Origin of the sequence: Lysobacter enzymogenes (genome assembly GCF_017355525.1) — a bacterium.
Taxonomy (GTDB): Bacteria; Pseudomonadota; Gammaproteobacteria; order Xanthomonadales; family Xanthomonadaceae; genus Lysobacter; species Lysobacter enzymogenes_C.
On record NZ_CP067395.1, the window covers coordinates 2,699,325 to 2,716,010 of the forward strand.

General features: G+C 67.4%; 14 protein-coding genes. 10 read left to right on the forward strand and 4 right to left on the reverse strand.

The features are described 5' to 3' along the window. Positions 1-18 precede the first annotated feature (18 nt). The 6 genes from JHW38_RS11205 to JHW38_RS11230 all read left to right on the forward strand — a co-directional run bounded on the left by JHW38_RS11205 (position 19) and on the right by JHW38_RS11230 (position 7,844). Positions 19-1,911: a hypothetical protein gene (locus JHW38_RS11205; protein WP_207525979.1), complete on the forward strand. Its 1,893-nt coding sequence runs from the start codon at positions 19-21 to the stop codon at positions 1,909-1,911. 1 nt (position 1,912) lies between these two features. Then, positions 1,913-3,895, forward strand: coding sequence for a hypothetical protein (locus JHW38_RS11210; protein WP_207525980.1), 1,983 nt, complete (start codon positions 1,913-1,915; stop codon positions 3,893-3,895). Next, the gene (locus tag JHW38_RS11215; protein WP_207525981.1) at positions 3,879-5,048 is read left to right on the forward strand and encodes a DegT/DnrJ/EryC1/StrS family aminotransferase; all 1,170 of its coding nucleotides are present in this window, start codon (positions 3,879-3,881) and stop codon (positions 5,046-5,048) included. Before JHW38_RS11210 ends, JHW38_RS11215 begins: the two co-directional genes overlap by 17 nt. A 99-nt stretch (positions 5,049-5,147) precedes the next feature. After that, a complete protein-coding gene (locus tag JHW38_RS11220) occupies positions 5,148-6,047 on the forward strand; it encodes a lysylphosphatidylglycerol synthase domain-containing protein (RefSeq protein ID WP_207525982.1) in 900 nt (299 codons plus the stop codon). 97 nt (positions 6,048-6,144) lie between these two features. Further along, entirely contained in the window at positions 6,145-6,783 is a 639-nt protein-coding gene (locus tag JHW38_RS11225) for a class I SAM-dependent methyltransferase (protein ID WP_207525983.1), read from the forward strand. After that, a complete protein-coding gene (locus JHW38_RS11230) occupies positions 6,780-7,844 on the forward strand; it encodes an NAD(P)-binding domain-containing protein (RefSeq protein ID WP_207525984.1) in 1,065 nt (354 codons plus the stop codon). The genes JHW38_RS11225 and JHW38_RS11230 overlap by 4 nt, the downstream gene beginning before the upstream one ends. On the opposite strand, the gene JHW38_RS11235 is transcribed toward JHW38_RS11230, so the two are convergent. The 3 genes from JHW38_RS11235 to JHW38_RS11245 form a co-directional block, all read right to left on the reverse strand. Continuing rightward, positions 7,827-8,672 carry a GNAT family N-acetyltransferase gene (locus JHW38_RS11235; protein WP_207525985.1) on the reverse strand — a complete coding sequence of 282 codons (846 nt, stop codon included), beginning with the start codon at positions 8,670-8,672 and terminating at the stop codon, positions 7,827-7,829. The genes JHW38_RS11230 and JHW38_RS11235 overlap by 18 nt on opposite strands. Further along, on the reverse strand, positions 8,665-9,813 hold the full coding sequence (locus JHW38_RS11240) for a glycosyltransferase (RefSeq protein ID WP_207525986.1): 1,149 nt from the start codon (positions 9,811-9,813) through the stop codon (positions 8,665-8,667). Before JHW38_RS11240 ends, JHW38_RS11235 begins: the two co-directional genes overlap by 8 nt. Positions 9,814-9,901: 88 nt before the next feature. Continuing rightward, entirely contained in the window at positions 9,902-10,765 is an 864-nt protein-coding gene (locus JHW38_RS11245) for a glycosyltransferase family 2 protein (RefSeq protein ID WP_207525987.1), read from the reverse strand. A 134-nt stretch (positions 10,766-10,899) separates the two neighbouring features. Between JHW38_RS11245 and pilB the strand changes: the two genes are divergently transcribed. From pilB to coaE, 4 genes are read left to right on the forward strand one after another with little or no spacing between them, the layout of a single operon-like run. Further along, positions 10,900-12,627, forward strand: a complete 1,728-nt coding sequence (pilB, locus tag JHW38_RS11250) for a type IV-A pilus assembly ATPase PilB (protein ID WP_207525988.1) — start codon at positions 10,900-10,902, stop codon at positions 12,625-12,627. Between the two features lie 3 nt (positions 12,628-12,630). Then, positions 12,631-13,899 (forward strand): type II secretion system F family protein, encoded by a 1,269-nt coding sequence (locus tag JHW38_RS11255; RefSeq protein WP_207525989.1) that lies wholly within the window; start codon positions 12,631-12,633, stop codon positions 13,897-13,899. Between the two features lie 19 nt (positions 13,900-13,918). Continuing rightward, positions 13,919-14,806 (forward strand): prepilin peptidase, encoded by an 888-nt coding sequence (locus JHW38_RS11260; RefSeq protein WP_207525990.1) that lies wholly within the window; start codon positions 13,919-13,921, stop codon positions 14,804-14,806. Continuing rightward, complete coding sequence (gene coaE, locus JHW38_RS11265) at positions 14,806-15,420, forward strand: dephospho-CoA kinase (protein ID WP_207525991.1); 615 nt, start codon at positions 14,806-14,808, stop codon at positions 15,418-15,420. Before JHW38_RS11260 ends, coaE begins: the two co-directional genes overlap by 1 nt. A 206-nt stretch (positions 15,421-15,626) precedes the next feature. On the opposite strand, the gene JHW38_RS11270 is transcribed toward coaE, so the two are convergent. Next, positions 15,627-16,667, reverse strand: coding sequence for a Nudix family hydrolase (locus tag JHW38_RS11270; RefSeq protein WP_207525992.1), 1,041 nt, complete (start codon positions 16,665-16,667; stop codon positions 15,627-15,629). Positions 16,668-16,686: the final 19 nt, after the last annotated feature.

The window sequence follows — 16,686 nt, forward strand, 5'->3', positions numbered from 1 at the left end:
ATTTATCAGGACAGACTCATGCAGGCTCGCATCGCGCTTTTCGCCGCTTTGGCGTTGACGGTGTTCGTTTACTGGACGGGCCTCTCCGGCCCGTTCATGTTCGACGACCTACCGAATCTCAACCCTGTCCAGAACTGGCTCAACGGCGAGATGAGTTGGCAGTCGGTCATGCTCGACAATCAGTCGGGCATGCTCGGCCGGCCGGTATCGATGGCCAGCTTCCTGCTCAGCGCCGAGTTGGGCGGACACACCCCGTTCGCCTACAAACTCGGCAATCTGCTGATCCACCTGTTGTGCGGCCTGGTCGGTTGGCAGGTCCTGCGCCGCGCGCTTCGCGAAGACGGCCGGCTGCAGGCCAACGCCGATCTTTTGGCCGCCATCGCCGTCTCGCTGTGGTTGCTGCATCCGATCCACGTCAGCACCGTGCTCTATTCGGTGCAGCGCATGGCCCAGCTCAGCACCTTGTTCGTGCTGCTGTCCTTGTGGACTTATCTGACGGCGCGGCGCCAGCTGATCGAAAACCGCGTCGGGAAAGCGACGCTCAGCCTGTTCGTCCTGTTTCCCGCATTCTTCATCGCCGGCTTGCTGAGCAAGGAGAACGCCGCGGTCGCGCCCGCGCTGTGCCTGGTGTTCGAGCTGGCTTACTTCCTCGGCCGCACCGAACACCGTCGGGTCCGGCAAGCGTTCTTCGGCGTGTTTCTGGCGCTGCCCGCGCTGGGCGCGGTCGCCATTCTCGCGTCGTCGCCCGGGCGGCTCCTGGGCGGCTATTGGGAACGCGACTTCACCTTGACCGAGCGTCTGCTGACGCAGTCGCGGGCGCTGATGGACTACGTCGGCACGCTGCTGCTCCCGCGCACTCCGTTGCTGGGCCTGTACACGGACGATTTCGTCCCGTCCACCGGCTTGCTGAGCCCCGCGACCACGCTGTTGTCGCTGCTCGCATTGCTGGTCATCAGCGGCGGCGCCATCGCGCTCCGCAAGCGCGCGCCTACGTTCTTCGCCGGCTGGTTCTTCTTTTTGGTCGCGCACGGGGTGGAATCGAGCATCCTCGGGCTCGAACTGTACTTCGAGCATCGCAACTACCTGCCGGCATTCGGCCTGATCTTGGCGGTCATCGGGCTGACCTCGCTGATTCCCCACGACATCCCGACCAACATATTCAAGCCTCGCACGCTCGGCTTGCTGGTCGCAGGCGGGCTGGCGCTGTCCTTCGCCTTCGCCACCGGCGGCCGCGCCCGAGTCTGGCAGGCGGAAGACACCATCCTCGCGCAGGGATTGAAGTTCCATCCCGACTCCATGCGCGCCCAGTTGCTCCGGGCCACGCATGCCTTGCAGCAAGCCAATCCCCAGGGCGCTTACGATGCGTTCGCCGATCTGCTGACCAGCCCGGTTGCGCGCAACAGGGTGATCGGCCGCATCAGCTGGGTCACGCTCGACTGCATGCTGCGAAAACCCGTCCTCGCCCAGGACTTGCGCACCGCGGTGGCCGATGCGCGCCCGAACCTGAGCACCGCCGAGGTGCCCGCCCTGAGACTGCTGGCCAAAGTCAGCAGGGAACAAAACTGCGGCGAACTGACCGACTCGGTGTTGGCCGACAGCCTGTTGACGATGCTCGACAAAGCCAAGAACCAGCCCGATCGTTCGCGCTCGAAATGGCTGACCCGCTACCTCACCGCCGAAGTCCTGGCGCGCGCCGGGCGCTTGCCGGAAGCGCAGCAACAAGCGGAGCTGGCCTGGAACGCCAGCGGCGACCTGCCCGTCGGCTCCTTGCTCGCCAACCTCTACGCGCATCGGAAGCTGCGCCCGCAGGCGGAGCAGTTGCTGACGGTCCTGGATCAACGCATGAAGCCCTACGACAAGATCGGCCGCGCGGAACTGGCGAAGACCCGCGCACTGCTAGATCAGAAGTGATATGCACGGAGCCTTTGCAGCCAACCGGGCGTCGACAGGCGTCGCCGCGCCAGCCCGGTTCAATCGCGCGCATTGGCTCCTGTTCGCTGTCCTGCTTGCGACCTCGTTGATCTATGCGCTGGGTCTGGACGGCCCGTATCTGTTCGACGACAGCTTCAACCTGGAGCCGGTGCGGTTGTGGGAACGCGGCCGGTTAGGCTGGAGCGAAGCGATGTTCGGCAACGTCTCCGGCGTACTGGGGCGTCCGGTGTCGATGGCCAGCTTCATGCTGAGCGCGGGCCTGGGCTCGCCCACGCCGCTGGACTACAAGCTCGGCAATCTGCTCATCCATCTGATTTGCGCGGTCTTGATCTATCGCCTGCTGCGTCGCCTGCTCGCAGGACGCGACGCGGCGCTCGCCGCAGTGGCGTTGACGGCGCTGTGGGCGCTGCATCCTCTCCACGTCAGCACCGTGCTGTACGCCATCCAGCGCATGGCGCAGCTGAGCAGCCTGTTCGCATTGGCGTGTGTGCTCGCGTATCTGCGAGGCCGCGATTCGCTTCGAGACGATCGCAAACGCGCCGCCGGCCTTTGGTTGTTCGTGGCGTTTCCCCTGCTGTGGATCGCGGGATTGTTCAGCAAGGAAAACGCGGCGGTCGCTCCCCTGCTGTGCCTGGTTCTTGAGATCGCCTACTTCCAGCGGACTCCCGCCTCCAAGCGTTGGCTATCGGCGTTCTACGCGGCCACTTTACTGCTGCCCGCCATTGCCGCGGCGTGGATACTTGCGTTCAAGCCGGGGACGGTTCTGGCCGGTTACGCGATCCGCGATTTCGGCATGCCCGAAAGACTGCTGTCGCAGAGCCGCGCGCTGGTCGACTATCTGGGAATGTTGGCCGTCCCGCGCGCAGAGCGCATGGGATTGTTCGCCGACGACTTCGCGACCTCGCACGGCTTGTTTTCGCCGCCGACCACAGCGGCGGCGATCGTGTTTCTGTCGGCGGCCAGCATCGGCGCGATAGCGCTCAAGCGCAAAGCCCCGCATATCTTTGCGGGGTGGTTCTTCTTCCTGTTCGCGCACTCGGTCGAATCCAGCATCCTGCCCCTGGAGCTGTATTACGAACATCGCAACTACCTTCCTTCGGTCGGTTTGCTGCTGATGCTCGCCGGATTGATCGGCCTGTTGCCGGCCGGTTGGCGATCCCGGCGCCGTGTGCGTTTCGGCATTGCCGGCCTGTGGGTCGCGGCCTGCATCGCGCTGGCGACGATCGCCGCGCAGCAGACGCAGGTCTGGCGAAGCAAAGATCTGATCGTAGAGCAAGCGCTGCGCGGACACCCCGAATCGGTCCGCGCCCGCCAGGCCAAGTTCGTGGCGCTGGTGAACAAGCGCCGGTACGACGAAGCCGAAGCGGTCCTGCGCCCCCTGGAATCGTCCGCGCAGCCACGCAGCCGTCTGCTCACCGAACTCGACCTGCTGTCCGTCGCGTGCCTGCGCGGCAGCGGCGTGGACCCGAACAGACTCGATCGCGCCGTCGCCGATGCCCAGCCCCGCCTGACCATCGGCGAGATGCAGTCGGTAGGCTTGCTGATGCAGGTCACCGATGCGGGACGGTGCCCGGCCTTGAACGACGCCGAGATCGCCGGCGCGGTAGCGGCCCTGGCCGAAGCGGCAAGCGAACAAGGCGGCGACATCCTGCCGAAATGGCAACTGCGCTACGCGGCCGCTTCGATCTACGCGCGCTCGGGCCACTGGCCGGACGCGTTGAAGCAGGCACGGCTCGCGGCGGTTCCGCCGGCAGGCATCGAAGTGGATGGGATTTTGATTCAGGCGCTCGCACATAATGGGCGTCTCGACGAGGCCCGCGAGAAACTGCGGGTGCTGGTCGGCAAAGCGGACCCTCGCGACCGTCGCGCAGGCTTCATCATCGAGCGCGCCCGCGACAGCATCGCGACGAGCGCCTCTCCCTCAACCTCCTCGGACACCCCGCCGCATGAGCCCCATCGATAGCAAGCCGCCGTTCCTGGTCTTCGCTGCTCCCGACATCCAGGAGCCGGAAATCGCCGAAGTCGAAGCCTGTCTGCGTTCGGGATGGCTCGGCACCGGGCCGCGCGTCGCCCGTTTCGAAGCCGACGTCGCCGCGTACAAAGGCATCGGGCCCGAACTCGTTGCGGGCGTCAACTCGTGTACGGCCGCAATGCACGTCAGCATGGTGGCCGCAGGCATGGAGCCAGGCAGCGAAGTCATCACCACGCCGATGACCTTCTGCGCCACCGTCAATTCGATCGTCCACGCCGACCTGGTTCCGGTGCTGGCCGACGTGGATCCGGCGACCCAGAACATCGATCCCGATGCGATCGAAGCGGCGATCACGCCGCGCACGCGCGCCATCCTTCCGGTGCATTTCGCCGGCAGGCCTTGCGACATGGAGCGCATCATGGCCATCGCGCGCAAGCACGACCTGATGGTCATCGAGGATTGCGCGCACGCGATCGAAACCGAGTACCGCGGAACCAAGGCCGGCACGTTCGGGGATTTCGGCTGCTTCAGTTTTTACGTGACCAAGAACGTGGTCACCGGCGAGGGCGGCATGATCGTGGGCCGCGATCCGAAACTGGTCGCGCGCGCACGCACGCTGGCTTTGCACGGAATGAGCAAGGACGCCTGGCATCGTTTCAGCGACAAGGGCTACAAGCACTATCAAGTCGTCGAATGCGGCTTCAAGTACAACATGATGGACCTGCAAGCGGCGATCGGGCTGCACCAGCTCGCCCGCGTCGAGCAGAACTGGCTGCGGCGACGCGAAATCTGGCAGGCCTACGACGAAGCGCTGGCGGATCTGCCGCTGGGGCTGCCCGCGGCGCCCGAGGCCGATACCCGTCACGCCTTCCATCTTTATACGGTGATGGTCGATCCCGAACGCGCGGGCATCGAACGCGATGTCTTCCTCGACCGCATGAATGCGCTCGGGATCGGCACCGGCGTGCACTACCAGTCGGTCGCCGAACATCCTTATTACCGCGAACGCTTCGGCTGGCATCCCGATCAGTGGCCGAACGCCCGCAAGATCGGCCAGCGAACGGTGAGCCTGCCGATTTCCTCCAAGCTCAGCGATTCCGATCTGGCCCGGGTGGCCGCAGCGGTCGGCAGCGCGCTCGCCTGATCCACGCCGCAGATGCCGCATCTTCCTTCCCACCCATCGGATCGCGCGGCTGCGGCCGAGGCGCCCGCCGGCAAACGCCACGGGCTCGCCCGGCGCATTTTGACCTGGGCGCTGATACTCGCAGCCGGCGCGTTCCTGGTCCGCGTGCTCGCGCCGCAGATGGCCCTGGTCGGCACCTCGATCCGCGACGTGCGCTGGTGGCAGGTCGCCGCGGCCATCGTCGTGGCGACGCCGATGTACGCGCTGAAGGGCTGGTACCACCTCAATCTGCTCGACCGGCTCAATCGCGGACGCAGTTCGCGGCGCGAAGCGCTGCCGATCTATCTGCAGGCGCAGATCGTGCGTTACCTGCCGGGCAAGATCTGGGGGGTGGTGTATCAAAGCCAGCGCATGGCCGCGACCCATCGCGCCAGCGACGTGGTGATCGCCAATCTTTGGCAGATGGCGACCACCAACGCGCTGGCCGTCGGCCTGGTCGTGAGCTTGCTGCTGGCCCTGCGGGTTTCGATGGCCTGGCTGCTGTTGCTAGTACCCGTTGTGCTGGCGGTGGAGTGGCTGCATCGCCATCCCGCCATCGAAACCTGGGGACTGCGTCTGCTGAGCCGGTTCCTGCCGAAGCTGGCGCCGCTCGCCTCCAGCGAACCGGTTCCGCCGATGCCGTGGAAGGGCACGGCCCTGCTGTGCTCGGAATGGATTTTCTATTTCCTCGCGTTCGCGGCGATCCTGTACGGCCGGGTCGGCTGGTACGAGTGGGCCTTGCTCGGCACGTGGTACGGCGGCGCTTCGGTATTGGCGCTGGCGGCTTTCGTCGTCCCGGCCGGCATCGCGGTTCGCGAGGCGATCTTCGTCTCGGCACCGAGCTTGATCGGCGTGGACGCCGCGACCTTGGCGGTGACCGCCGCGTTGGCGCGGCTGGCGTTCCTGGCGGCCGAAATCGCGGCCGCCGCGTTCGCGACCGTATTCGCTCTCGCCCTGAGACCCCGCCGTGAACGACGCTGACCGCCAGCAACGCGAGCATTGGGACGGTCTGGCCGGCATCGATCCGGATGCGGCGATCATCGACCCGTTGGACCGTCGCGGCCTGAAGAACCGGTATTTGGCCGCGATCCGCGATGGCGCGTTCGAGGACAGCATGGCCCGACACGGGATCGTCGCCGGCGCGTTGCTCGACCTGGGCTGCGGTACCGGCAGCGCTTCGCAGCCGCTGATGCGCGCGGGGCACCGCATCGTCGGCGTCGATATTTCTCTCGGCCTGCTGCGCCACGCCCGCGCTCGCTGCGGCGACGAAGGCTGTGCGTTCGTCAAGACCGACGGACACGCGCTTCCCATCGCCGACGCGGCGATGGACGCCGCCGTGATCTATGTGGTGTTGAGCTATCTGACCGACGATGCGGCCGCCTTGGCGCTTCTGCGCGCCGCGCGCGCCGCGCTCAAACCCGGCGCGCCCTTGGTGATGATCGAGCAGGCGCGCCGCAGACGCAGACTCTGCGAGGACGGATTGAAGATCCATCGCACCATTGCGCAGTGGAACTCGTTGCTGGAACAAGCCGGCTTCGCCCTCGGGCGCTGCACCGTTCTGCGCCATGGCCGCTTCCCGACGACGCCGCTGGTACGCCTCGGGCTGCTGCCGCAGCGCAGTTGGGCCTTGCTCGCCCGCCTGGAAGCGCGGGTGGCTCGCTGGACCGGCGTGTTCGGCTGGGATTACGCCGAGGTCCGCTTCGAGGCGAAAGCATGATCGCCATCATCGGCGGCGGCCCGGCGGGCATCGCCTTGGCGGCGGAGCTCGATGCGCTCTCGATCGGATACGAGCTGTTCGAGGAACGCCAGTTGGCCGCAACCTGGCGCGCCGCGCCGCCGGACCTGCGGGTTCTGAGTCCGTGGTGGACCAATGTGCTGCGCTGGCGCGATGCCTTGCGCGGCAATCCTTTGCGCAAATCGCCGGCCAGAGAGTATGTGGCCCACCTGCTCGAAGTCTCCGGCGGCCTGCGCGGAGCCGTCCACGAGCGCACCCGGATCTCGGCGATAGAGACGGCGCAGAACGGCCATTGGCGCTTGTTCACCGAACACGGCGAGCGCGGAGTCTATTCGGCCGTCGTGCTGGCCACCGGCTATTTTTTCCGCCCCATGCTGCCGCAGCCGGAAATCGTCAGCGACGGTTCGCTGCCGATGCTCCACGCCGCGCAAATTTCCGACTACGCGCAATTGAACGGTTTGCGCGCCGGCGACGCCCCCGTCGTGGTGGTCGGGCGCCGAGTGACGGCAGGGCAGTTGATGCTCGAATTGAACGCCAGGGGCATTGCGTGCGCTTTGAGCCTGCGTTCCCCGATCGAGTACCGCCGCCACGGCCTTGTCGCCTCGCTGCGCGAAGCGGCCTATTTCTTCTGGGAGGAGTTGCAGGCGCGCCTGCGCCCGGGCTTACGCCGCCCTTCTTACCCGGTCATGGACGGCGGAGCGACGCGTGCGCTGGTGGACAGCGCGACGGTGAAGATCTGGCCGAAAATCGACCGCATCGAGCGCGGCGCGCTCTTGCTCGAGGACGGTCGCCGGGTCGAGGCCGCGGCGGTGGTGTTGGCCACTGGCTACCGCGCCGTGCTCGACCTGCTGCCGCAGCCTGCGGAACTCGACGAATACGGCGTTCCGGCGCATCGCGATTTCGAATTGCGCGCGCATCCCGGCCTGTACCTGCTGGGTTTCGACAACCTCTACGATCATCGCAGCCGTTATCTGCGCGGCATCCGCGCCGACGCCCGGCGCTTGGCGCACCGGTTGTCCATGCGCTCAACCGCGGCGAAATGAATCCACCGCCTTGCTCAAGCGCAACGCGATGGAGAAGCCTTTGGCGCGCAACGGACGCAGCGCCAGGTCGCTGACGGTCAACGCCTCGTCGCTGCCGCCCCACGCGCGCTTGTAGGCGCTCAGGCTCGACTGCCCGGGCGGAGACGGCAGGAAGTCGAAACGCTGCATGCCCGCCTCGCGGGCGCGCCGGAGCATTTCGAGGAACAACAGGTCGGACGGATAGTGCGCGCGCGCTTCGGGATCGTGCGCCCCGTGCATGTAACACGCCCTGCCTCGCTGAAAGCCCGCGCAGACGAAACCGCAGATCGTCCCGTCCAGTTCCGCCACGATCGCGGCGGCCGGGGCGATGAGTTCGAAGTAGCGGCGGTTGTAACGGATCGAACCGCCGTGCCGGCGCAGCGTCGCCTGATACAGACGGTCGATCTGTGCGCCGTCTTCGGCGCGTCCCGGCCGCAACCGCAACGGCGAGCGCGGCGCCCGGTTGCCGGCGCGCCGGGCCTTTTCCCACGAACGTTCCTGCCAATCGGCGAGCCGCCCGATCGCGATGCTGCCGATCGAATGCACGGCCTGGACGCGCGCATCGACGGGCGCCTGGGCCGCTTGCAGCCGAATCAGGTCGGCGCGCAGTCCGGCAGCGGCGGCAACGCGCTCGTCGAGCGCCTGCGCATCCAAAACCGCTGAGCTACCGATCAGGAAATCCGGATACGCAACGCGGAACGGGCCGGCCTTGAAGCAGGCCACCGTACCGCCGTCGCGCAATCGCGTCAGTTGCGCGCCCAAGCCTTCGCCGAGGGCTTGCGTCCATTGGGCGGAGTCCAGATCAAGCACGTTTCGGACCGCCCGTCCGCATCGTCCCGGCGACATCCTCGGCGATTCCGCGCAAGGAGAAGCGCTCGCTCATTTTCGCCAACGCCGCTTCGTCGTGACCGCTGCGCAGGCAATGGGCGATCGCCTCGGCAAACGCCGGCGCCGAGACTTGCCCGGCCAGCCAGCCGGTTCCCCTGCCGATCAACGACGGCAAGTCGCCGACCGGCATCGACACGACCGGCAACCGGAACTTCATCGCATCGGAATAGACCACGGGAATGCTTTCTACGCGCGACGGCAGCAGCAACCTGTCGGCTTCGGCGAACGCCCGCGAAGCGCCCTCCTTGTTGAGATAGCCGCTGAGCCGCATCGGACGCCCATCGCGCTGCAGAGCCTGCACGGCCTCGGCGACGAGTTCCGCGAGCGGTCCGCCGCCGGCGATGTGGACCTCGGCGATCAGTCGCCAATCCTCGTCCTTCAGCAGACGCAGGGATTCCAGCAGAAGATCCACGCCCTTGTTCGGATGCCAGCGCCCCAGAAACAAAAGCCGCCAAGGCGGCGACGACGCGACCGGCCTGTCCCGACGCGCATCGAGTCTGCGAGTGCTCGGAAGAAAGGCGAACTCGCGCCCGGTCAACGCGGTGGCGTCCGCTCCCAGCTTCAGCCCGTCCGCATAGGCCGCATGCGCCTGCAGCGATATCCGCTTCAAAAAACCTCTCACCACCGGCAGCCGGCCCAGCGACCAGATATCGCTGCCCAATGCCCACACGCTGTAGTTCGTACCGTGCCGGCGCTTGAGCGAGCGCGCCGCCCATCCCGACGGCAGGACCCAGAATGCGAGGGCGTGCGCGACGCGACCGTCGGCGCCCGCAGCGATGGTGATGCGCCGCAAGGAACGCAGCGTGCCGAAGATCGCCGGCCAGTTTCGCGGATCCGCGGGAGACAACAACGAAAGCGGCTTGTCCGGCGCGCGGAAGGTCCAGACCTCGACCTCGCCGACCCGCGAAACGCCTTCGGCCCGTCCCGGCACTACCGCGCGCACCGGCATGATCGCGCTCAATTCCTCGGCCAGATCGGCGACGAACGCACCGGCGGCCTCGCTGCCGTCGCCGCCCTGAGCGAACGACGTGCTGATCAGCAGTGCGGTATCGGATTCGGCCATATCGCTCAGGTATCCGAGCCGCGCGCCCGTCCCGACAGGCAAGGGCTCGTCGGCGCCGATGAGCCCGCGCTCGCGCAGGGCGGGCGGCTCATGGCCTATCGGTGCGCGTATTGTAGGTCAGCGACGTGATCTGCTCGGAAATCAGCCCGATCAGAAACACGATCACCGCCGCGCTCAACATCAGCGCGCTCATGTTGGTGAAACGGCCTTCGTTGAAGTAAGTCCAGGCGTAGTGCCCCAGCCCCAACGCGGCGAAGCCGAGCGAGGTCGGCAAGAACAGCTTCAGCGGCGAATACAGGGTGGCGATCTTGAAGATGATCAGCAGGAAGCGGATACCGTCGCGCAGCGGCCGGATATGGCTCTGCGTGCCGACCCGCTTGGCCACGTCGATCGGCACGTAGGTCACCGGGTAGGCGCTGCGGAAGAACGCCATCGTGCTGGTGGTCGGGTAGCTGAAACCGTTCGGCAGCAGGTGCAGGAACTCGCGGAACTTGGCCGCGCGCACGGCGCGGAAGCCCGAGGTCAGGTCCTGGACCTTGTGCCCGGTCATCCAGCTGGCCAGCCGGTTGTACAGCGCGTTGGCCGCGCCGCGGCCGATGCTGGCCTGGCCGCTGGCGTTGCGCGCGCCCACCGCCATGTCGTAGCCGCGGTCGAGCTCGGCCAGCAGCAAGGAAATATGGCCCGGATCGTGCTGGCCGTCGGCGTCCATGAACACGATCACCTCGCCGCGCGCGGCGCGCGCGCCGCGCTTGATCGCCGCGCCGTTGCCCATCGAATACGGCGAGCTCAGCACCCGCGCGCCGAGCGTGGCGGCGATCTGGGCGGTGTCGTCGGTCGAACCGTCGTCGACCACGATGATCTCCGCGTCCGGCCACGCCGCACGCAGCGCCGGCAAGGTACGGCGCAGCCCCTCCGACTCGTTCTTGGCCGGCAAAACAATAGAAATAGACATGCCACCTCCCCGTGGCGGAGGATACCTTGTCCCGGTTGGACCTGACACGGGCCGACCGCAGAATAGCGACGCCGTTCCGCTCGCCACGACCTGAGATTGCGGTAAAGTCAGGGTGGGGAAAACTGAGGGCTGAGATGTCCACCGCTACTGCCAACCTGGTGGGAATCACCGGCATTGCCCGGCGTTTGGTCATGGACGGCGCCCTGGACGAGGTCAAGGCCCGCGAAGCGATGGCCGCGGCCAGCGCCGAGCGCAAGCCGCTGGCCTCATACCTGGCTGAGAACCGCCTGGCGACCTCGGCCCAGCTGGCCGCCGCCAACTCCATCGAATTCGGCGTGCCGCTGTTCGATCCGACCGCGATGGATCCGAACCAGTCGGCCTCGCGCCTGATCAGCGACGAACTGGTGCGCAAGCACAACGCGCTGCCGCTGTTCAAGCGCGGCAACAAGCTGTTCATCGGCCTGGCCGATCCGACCAACAGCCGCGCGCTCGACGAGATCAAGTTCCAGACCAATCTGGTCATCGAAGCGATCCTGGTCGACGAGGCCCTGATCAAGTCGACCCTCGACCGCTGGACCGAAACCAACGACACCCTCGGCGACGCGGTCGGCGACGGCGAAGGCCTGGACACCCTGGAGGTCGGCAAGGACGACGAGGGCCTGGGCGCCGGCGGCGACACCGGCATCGACGCCAAGGGCGACGACACCCCGGTGGTGAAGTTCGTCAACAAGGTGCTGGTCGACGCGATCCGCCGCGGCGCCTCGGACATCCACTTCGAGCCCTACGAAACCGAATACCGGGTGCGCCTGCGCATCGACGGCCTGCTCAAGCAGGTCGCCAAGGTCCCGAACAAGCTGCATTCGCGCATCGCCGCGCGCCTGAAGGTCATGGCGCAGCTGGACATCGCCGAGAAGCGCGTGCCGCAGGACGGGCGCATCAAGCTCAACCTGTCCAAGACCAAGCAGATCGACTTCCGCATGAGCACCTTGCCGACCCTGTTCGGCGAGAAGATCGTGCTGCGTATCCTCGACGGCTCGGCCGCGCGCCTGGGCATCGAAAAGCTCGGCTACGAGGACGACCAGCGCGACCTGTTCGTCAACGCGGTGGTCAAGCCTTACGGCATGGTCCTGGTGACCGGCCCGACCGGCTCGGGCAAGACGGTGTCGCTGTACACCGCGCTGAACATCCTCAACGACGACCAGCGCAACATCTCCACGGTCGAGGACCCGGTCGAAATCCGCGTGCCGGGCATCAACCAGGTGCAGATGAACGTCAAGCGCGGCATGACCTTCGCCGCCGCGCTGCGCAGCTTCCTGCGCCAGGATCCGGACGTGATCATGGTCGGCGAAATCCGCGACCTCGAGACCGCCGAAATCGCCATCAAGGCCGCGCAGACCGGCCATATGGTGCTGTCGACCCTGCACACCAACGACGCCCCGCAGACCATCGCGCGCCTCATGAACATGGGCGTGGCGCCGTACAACATCACCTCCTCGGTGACCCTGGTGATCGCCCAGCGCCTGGCCCGGCGCCTGCACGACTGCAAGCGCGAGGTCCACCTGCCGGAACACGCGCTGCTGGCCGAAGGCTTCACCCACGAAGAAATCGCCGCCGGCATCGCCCTCTTTGAACCGGTCGGCTGCCCCGACTGCACCGAGGGCTACAAGGGCCGTACCGGCATCTACCAGGTCATGCCGATGACCGAAGAAATCCAGGCGATCGTGCTCGAAGGCGGCAACGCGATGCAGATCGCCGCCGCCGCCACCCGGTCCGGCGTGCGCGACCTGCGCCGCTCGGCCCTGGTCAAGGTGCTCAACGGCGTCACCAGCCTGGCCGAAATCAACCGCGTAACCAAGGACTAACCCATGTCCGCGTCCCGATCCGCCACTCGCACCGCCACCAAGACCGCCCCCCAGGTCCGCCGCGAAAATCCGCTGGAAGTCTTCGTCTGGCAGGGCACCGACAAGCGCGGCATCAAGATGAAGGGCGAGCAGGCGGCGAAGAACGCCAACCTGCTGCGCGCCGAACTGCGCCGCCAGGGCATCACCCCGAACGTGGTCAAGCCCAAGGGCAAGCCGCTGTTCGGCGCCTCCGGCAAGCGCATCACCCCAGGCGACATCGCCATCTTCAGCCGCCAGATCGCCACGATGATGAAGTCCGGCGTGCCGATCGTGACCTCGCTGGAGATCATCGGCGAGGGCCACAAGAACCCGCGCATGAAGAAGCTGCTCAACGCGATCCGCGCCGACCTGGAAAGCGGTCTGTCGCTGTATGAGGCGATGAGCAAGCACCCGGTCCAGTTCGACGAGCTCTACCGCAACCTGGTCAAGGCCGGCGAATCCGCCGGCGTGCTCGAGACCGTGCTCGACACGGTCGCGACGTACAAGGAAAACATCGAAACCCTGAAGGGCAAGATCAAGAAGGCGCTGTTCTACCCGGCCACGGTCGTCGCGGTCGCGATCCTGGTCAGCGCGATCCTGCTGATCTTCGTGGTGCCGCAGTTCCAGGCCACGTTCAAGAGCTTCGGCGCCGACCTGCCGGCCTTCACCTTGATGGTGATCGGCATGAGCGACTTCATGATCCAGTGGTGGTGGGCGATCCTGTTCCTGGTGATCGGCGCGGCGGTCGCCTTCATCATGGCCAAGAACCGCTCGCCGGCGTTCGCCCATTTCCTCGATCGGGTCATGCTGAAGATCCCGGTCGTCGGCCAGATCCTGCACAACGCCGCGATCGCGCGCTTCGCCCGCACCCTGGCGGTGACCTTCCGCGCCGGCGTGCCGCTGGTGGAAGCGCTCGACACCGTCGCCGGCGCGACCGGCAACGTGGTCTACGAGAAGGCGGTCAACCGCATCCGCGACGACGTCTCGGTCGGCTACCAGGTCAACATGGCGATGAAGCAGGTCAACCTGTTCCCGCACATGGTCGTGCAGATGACCGCGATCGGCGAAGAAGCCGGCGCGCTCGACACCATGCTGGTCAAGGTCGCCGAGTTCTACGAGCAGGAGGTCAACAACGCCGTCGATGCGCTGTCGAGCCTGCTGGAACCGCTGATCATGATCATCCTCGGCGTCATCGTCGGCGGCATGGTGGTGGCGATGTATCTGCCGATCTTCAAGCTGGCGGCGACGATCTGATCGGCGATATCCTCACCGCATGGCATTCCTAGATCAGAATCCCGGCCTCGGGTATCCGCTCGCGGCCGGTTTCGGGCTGCTGCTCGGCAGTTTCTACAACGTCGTCATCCTGCGCCTGCCGAAGCGGCTGGAATGGCAGTGGAAGAAGGACGCGCGCGAGGTCCTCGAACTGCCGGAGGTCTACGACCCGCCGCCGCCCGGAATCGTGGTCGAGCGCTCGCACTGCCCGCACTGCAAGCATCAGCTGTCGTGGTTCGAGAACATTCCGCTGTTCAGCTACCTCGCGCTGCGCGGGCGCTGCCGTTACTGCAAGACCCCGATCTCGATGCAGTACCCGGCGGTCGAGCTGCTGACCATGCTGCTGATGCTGGCCTGCGTGGCCCGCTTCGGTTTCGGCTGGCAGGGCTTCGGCGCGATGGTGCTCACCAGTTTCCTGATCATCCTGTCGGGCATCGACCTGCGCACGCAGTACCTGCCCGATAGCCTGACCTTGCCGCTGATGTGGCTCGGCATCGTCGCCGCCAGCGACAACCTGTACTTCCCCGTCAAACCGGCCGTGCTCGGCGCGATCGCCGGCTTCGGCAGCCTGTGGCTGGTCAACTGGATCTACAAGCAGTACCAGGTGGTCGTCAAACACGTCAAAGACCCGCGCGAAGGCATGGGCGGCGGCGACTTCAAGCTGCTCGCGGCGATCGGCGCCTGGGTCGGGCTCAAGGGCGTGCTGCCGGTGATCCTGATGTCGTCGCTGGTCGGCGCGGTGATCGGCTCGATCTGGCTGGCGATCAAGGGCCGCGACATGGGCATCCCGATCCCGTTCGGGCCGTACCTGGCCATCGCCGGCTGGATCGTGTTCTTCTGGGGCGAAAACCTGCTGCAGGCCTACCTGTCCTTCTCCGGACTGCGTTGATGGCCGGGTTCTGCGTCGGCGTCACCGGCGGCGTGGCTTCGGGCAAGAGCGAGGTCACCCGGCGCTTCGAAGCGCTGGGCATCGTCGTCGCCGACGCCGATCTGGCCGCGCGCGCCGCGGTCGCGCCGGGCAGCGAAGGCCTGGCCGAAGTCGCGGCCGCGTTCGGGCCGCAGGTGCTCGCCGCCGACGGCGGCATGGACCGCGCCGCGATGCGGCGCCTGGTGTTCGCCGACGAGGCCGCGCGCAAGCGGCTGGAAGCCATCGTCCACCCGCGCGTGCGGGCGATGCTGCAGGCGCAGTGCGAGCAGGCGCCCGGCGCCTACGCGATCGCCGCGATCCCGCTGCTGGCCGAAGGCGGCCGCGATGCGTATCCCTGGCTGCATCGGGTGCTGGTGGTGGACGTGCCGACGGCGGTGCAGCAGGCGCGGGTGATGCAGCGCGACCGCATCGACGCCGAACTGGCCGCGCGCATGATCGCCGCGCAGGCGACGCGCGAGGCGCGGCTGGCGGTGGCCGACGACATCGTGGTCAACGACGGGCCGCTGGAGGCGCTGCAGGCGCAGGTCGAAGCGCTGGATCGGCGTTATCGGGCGATGGCCGACGCCGCGGCCTGAGGCTTCGCGAATCCGCGCCGGGCGATCGGCCCGTCAGCTTCCAACGACCGATCGCGCGTTGGCGCGCGAAGACCTTCCCGCGACGCCACGAAACGGCCTTCAGGCCCAGGACTTTAGATCCCGGTCGATGTGTTGCGCCGTAGTTGCGGTGTCGCGGTCGCGGCTCGCGCCGCTCCTACAGTCGCGAGCGAAGCCGCGCCGCCTCATTACGCCGGCCACAGACTCCGGATCGCCGCCACGCCCTGCGCCCCGTGCCGGCGCGCATCGGCCAGATCCTCGACCCCGAGCCCGCCGATGGCGTAGATCGGCAGCGACGCCGATTCGCGCAAGGCCGCGAACGCCTCCCAGCCGATGCCGAGCACGCTGGGGTGGCTCGGCGTCGGCTTGATCGAGCCGACCACGGCGAAATCGCAGCCCAGGGCCTGCGCCGCGCGCAGCTCGCCGGCGTCGTGGCAGGACGCCGCCAGCGGCAGTTCGGCCGGCAGCGGGCGCTCGCCTACGGCGGCCGCGTCGCGCAGTTGCGCCGCGCGCAGGTGCGCGCCCACGCCGAGCTCGCGCGCCAGCGCGAGGTCCGCATTGATCAGCAGTTCGGCCTTGGCCGTACGGCAACGCTTGGCCGCGGCCGCGGCGAGCCGGCGCCAGCGCGCGGGATCGGCCGCGCTCAACGCCGGCGCGCGCAGCTGCACGCGCTTGACGCCGGCGGCCAGCGCGGCCGCCAGCGCCGCCAGCCAGGCCTCGTCGTCGGCGCCGGGTTCGGGCGTCACCAGATAACGGTCGGGCTGCTCCAGCGCCGCCACCACCGGCCGGTCGGCCGGCGGCATGGCGTAGCTGGCCAGCTTGTGCGGCGGCACCCAGACCAGGGCCTGGCCCTCGCGCCCGCGCGCACTGCCGCGCCACGCGCGCACCTCGCGCACGTCGAGCACCAGACGCTTGTCGGGATAACGCTGCGGCACCCGGATCAGCTCGGCGCCGATCTCGCTGTCGATGCCGAGCTCCTCGTGCAGTTCGCGGCTCAACGCCGCCTCGGGCGTCTCGCCCGGCTCGCGCTTGCCGCCCGGGAATTCCCACAGACCGGCCAGATCGCGGCCTTCGGTGCGGCGGGTCAGCAGGACCCGGCCGCGCGCGTCGCGGATGACGCCGGCGACGACTTCCACGACCCGGGATGGGCGATTGGGGATTGGGGATTCGGCGACGGGCGCCGCGACCGCCGAGGGCGGCTCGGGATCGGCATCGGCGGCGTCGCCCATCCCGAATCCCGAATCCCGA

Bases quoted from the DNA above. Each gene is read 5' to 3' on its own strand.
- JHW38_RS11205 (WP_207525979.1), top strand. From the start codon at position 19: ATGCAGGCTCGCATCGCGCTTTTCGCCGCTTTGGCGTTGACGGTGTTC.
- JHW38_RS11210 (WP_207525980.1), top strand. From the start codon at position 1,913: ATGCACGGAGCCTTTGCAGCCAACCGGGCGTCGACAGGCGTCGCCGCG.
- JHW38_RS11215 (WP_207525981.1), top strand. From the start codon at position 3,879: ATGAGCCCCATCGATAGCAAGCCGCCGTTCCTGGTCTTCGCTGCTCCC.
- JHW38_RS11230 (WP_207525984.1), top strand. From the start codon at position 6,780: ATGATCGCCATCATCGGCGGCGGCCCGGCGGGCATCGCCTTGGCGGCG.
- JHW38_RS11240 (WP_207525986.1), bottom strand. From the start codon at position 9,813: ATGGCCGAATCCGATACCGCACTGCTGATCAGCACGTCGTTCGCTCAG.
- JHW38_RS11245 (WP_207525987.1), bottom strand. From the start codon at position 10,765: ATGTCTATTTCTATTGTTTTGCCGGCCAAGAACGAGTCGGAGGGGCTG.
- pilB (WP_207525988.1), top strand. From the start codon at position 10,900: ATGTCCACCGCTACTGCCAACCTGGTGGGAATCACCGGCATTGCCCGG.
- JHW38_RS11255 (WP_207525989.1), top strand. From the start codon at position 12,631: ATGTCCGCGTCCCGATCCGCCACTCGCACCGCCACCAAGACCGCCCCC.
- JHW38_RS11260 (WP_207525990.1), top strand. From the start codon at position 13,919: ATGGCATTCCTAGATCAGAATCCCGGCCTCGGGTATCCGCTCGCGGCC.
- coaE (WP_207525991.1), top strand. From the start codon at position 14,806: ATGGCCGGGTTCTGCGTCGGCGTCACCGGCGGCGTGGCTTCGGGCAAG.
- JHW38_RS11270 (WP_207525992.1), bottom strand. From the start codon at position 16,667: ATGGGCGACGCCGCCGATGCCGATCCCGAGCCGCCCTCGGCGGTCGCG.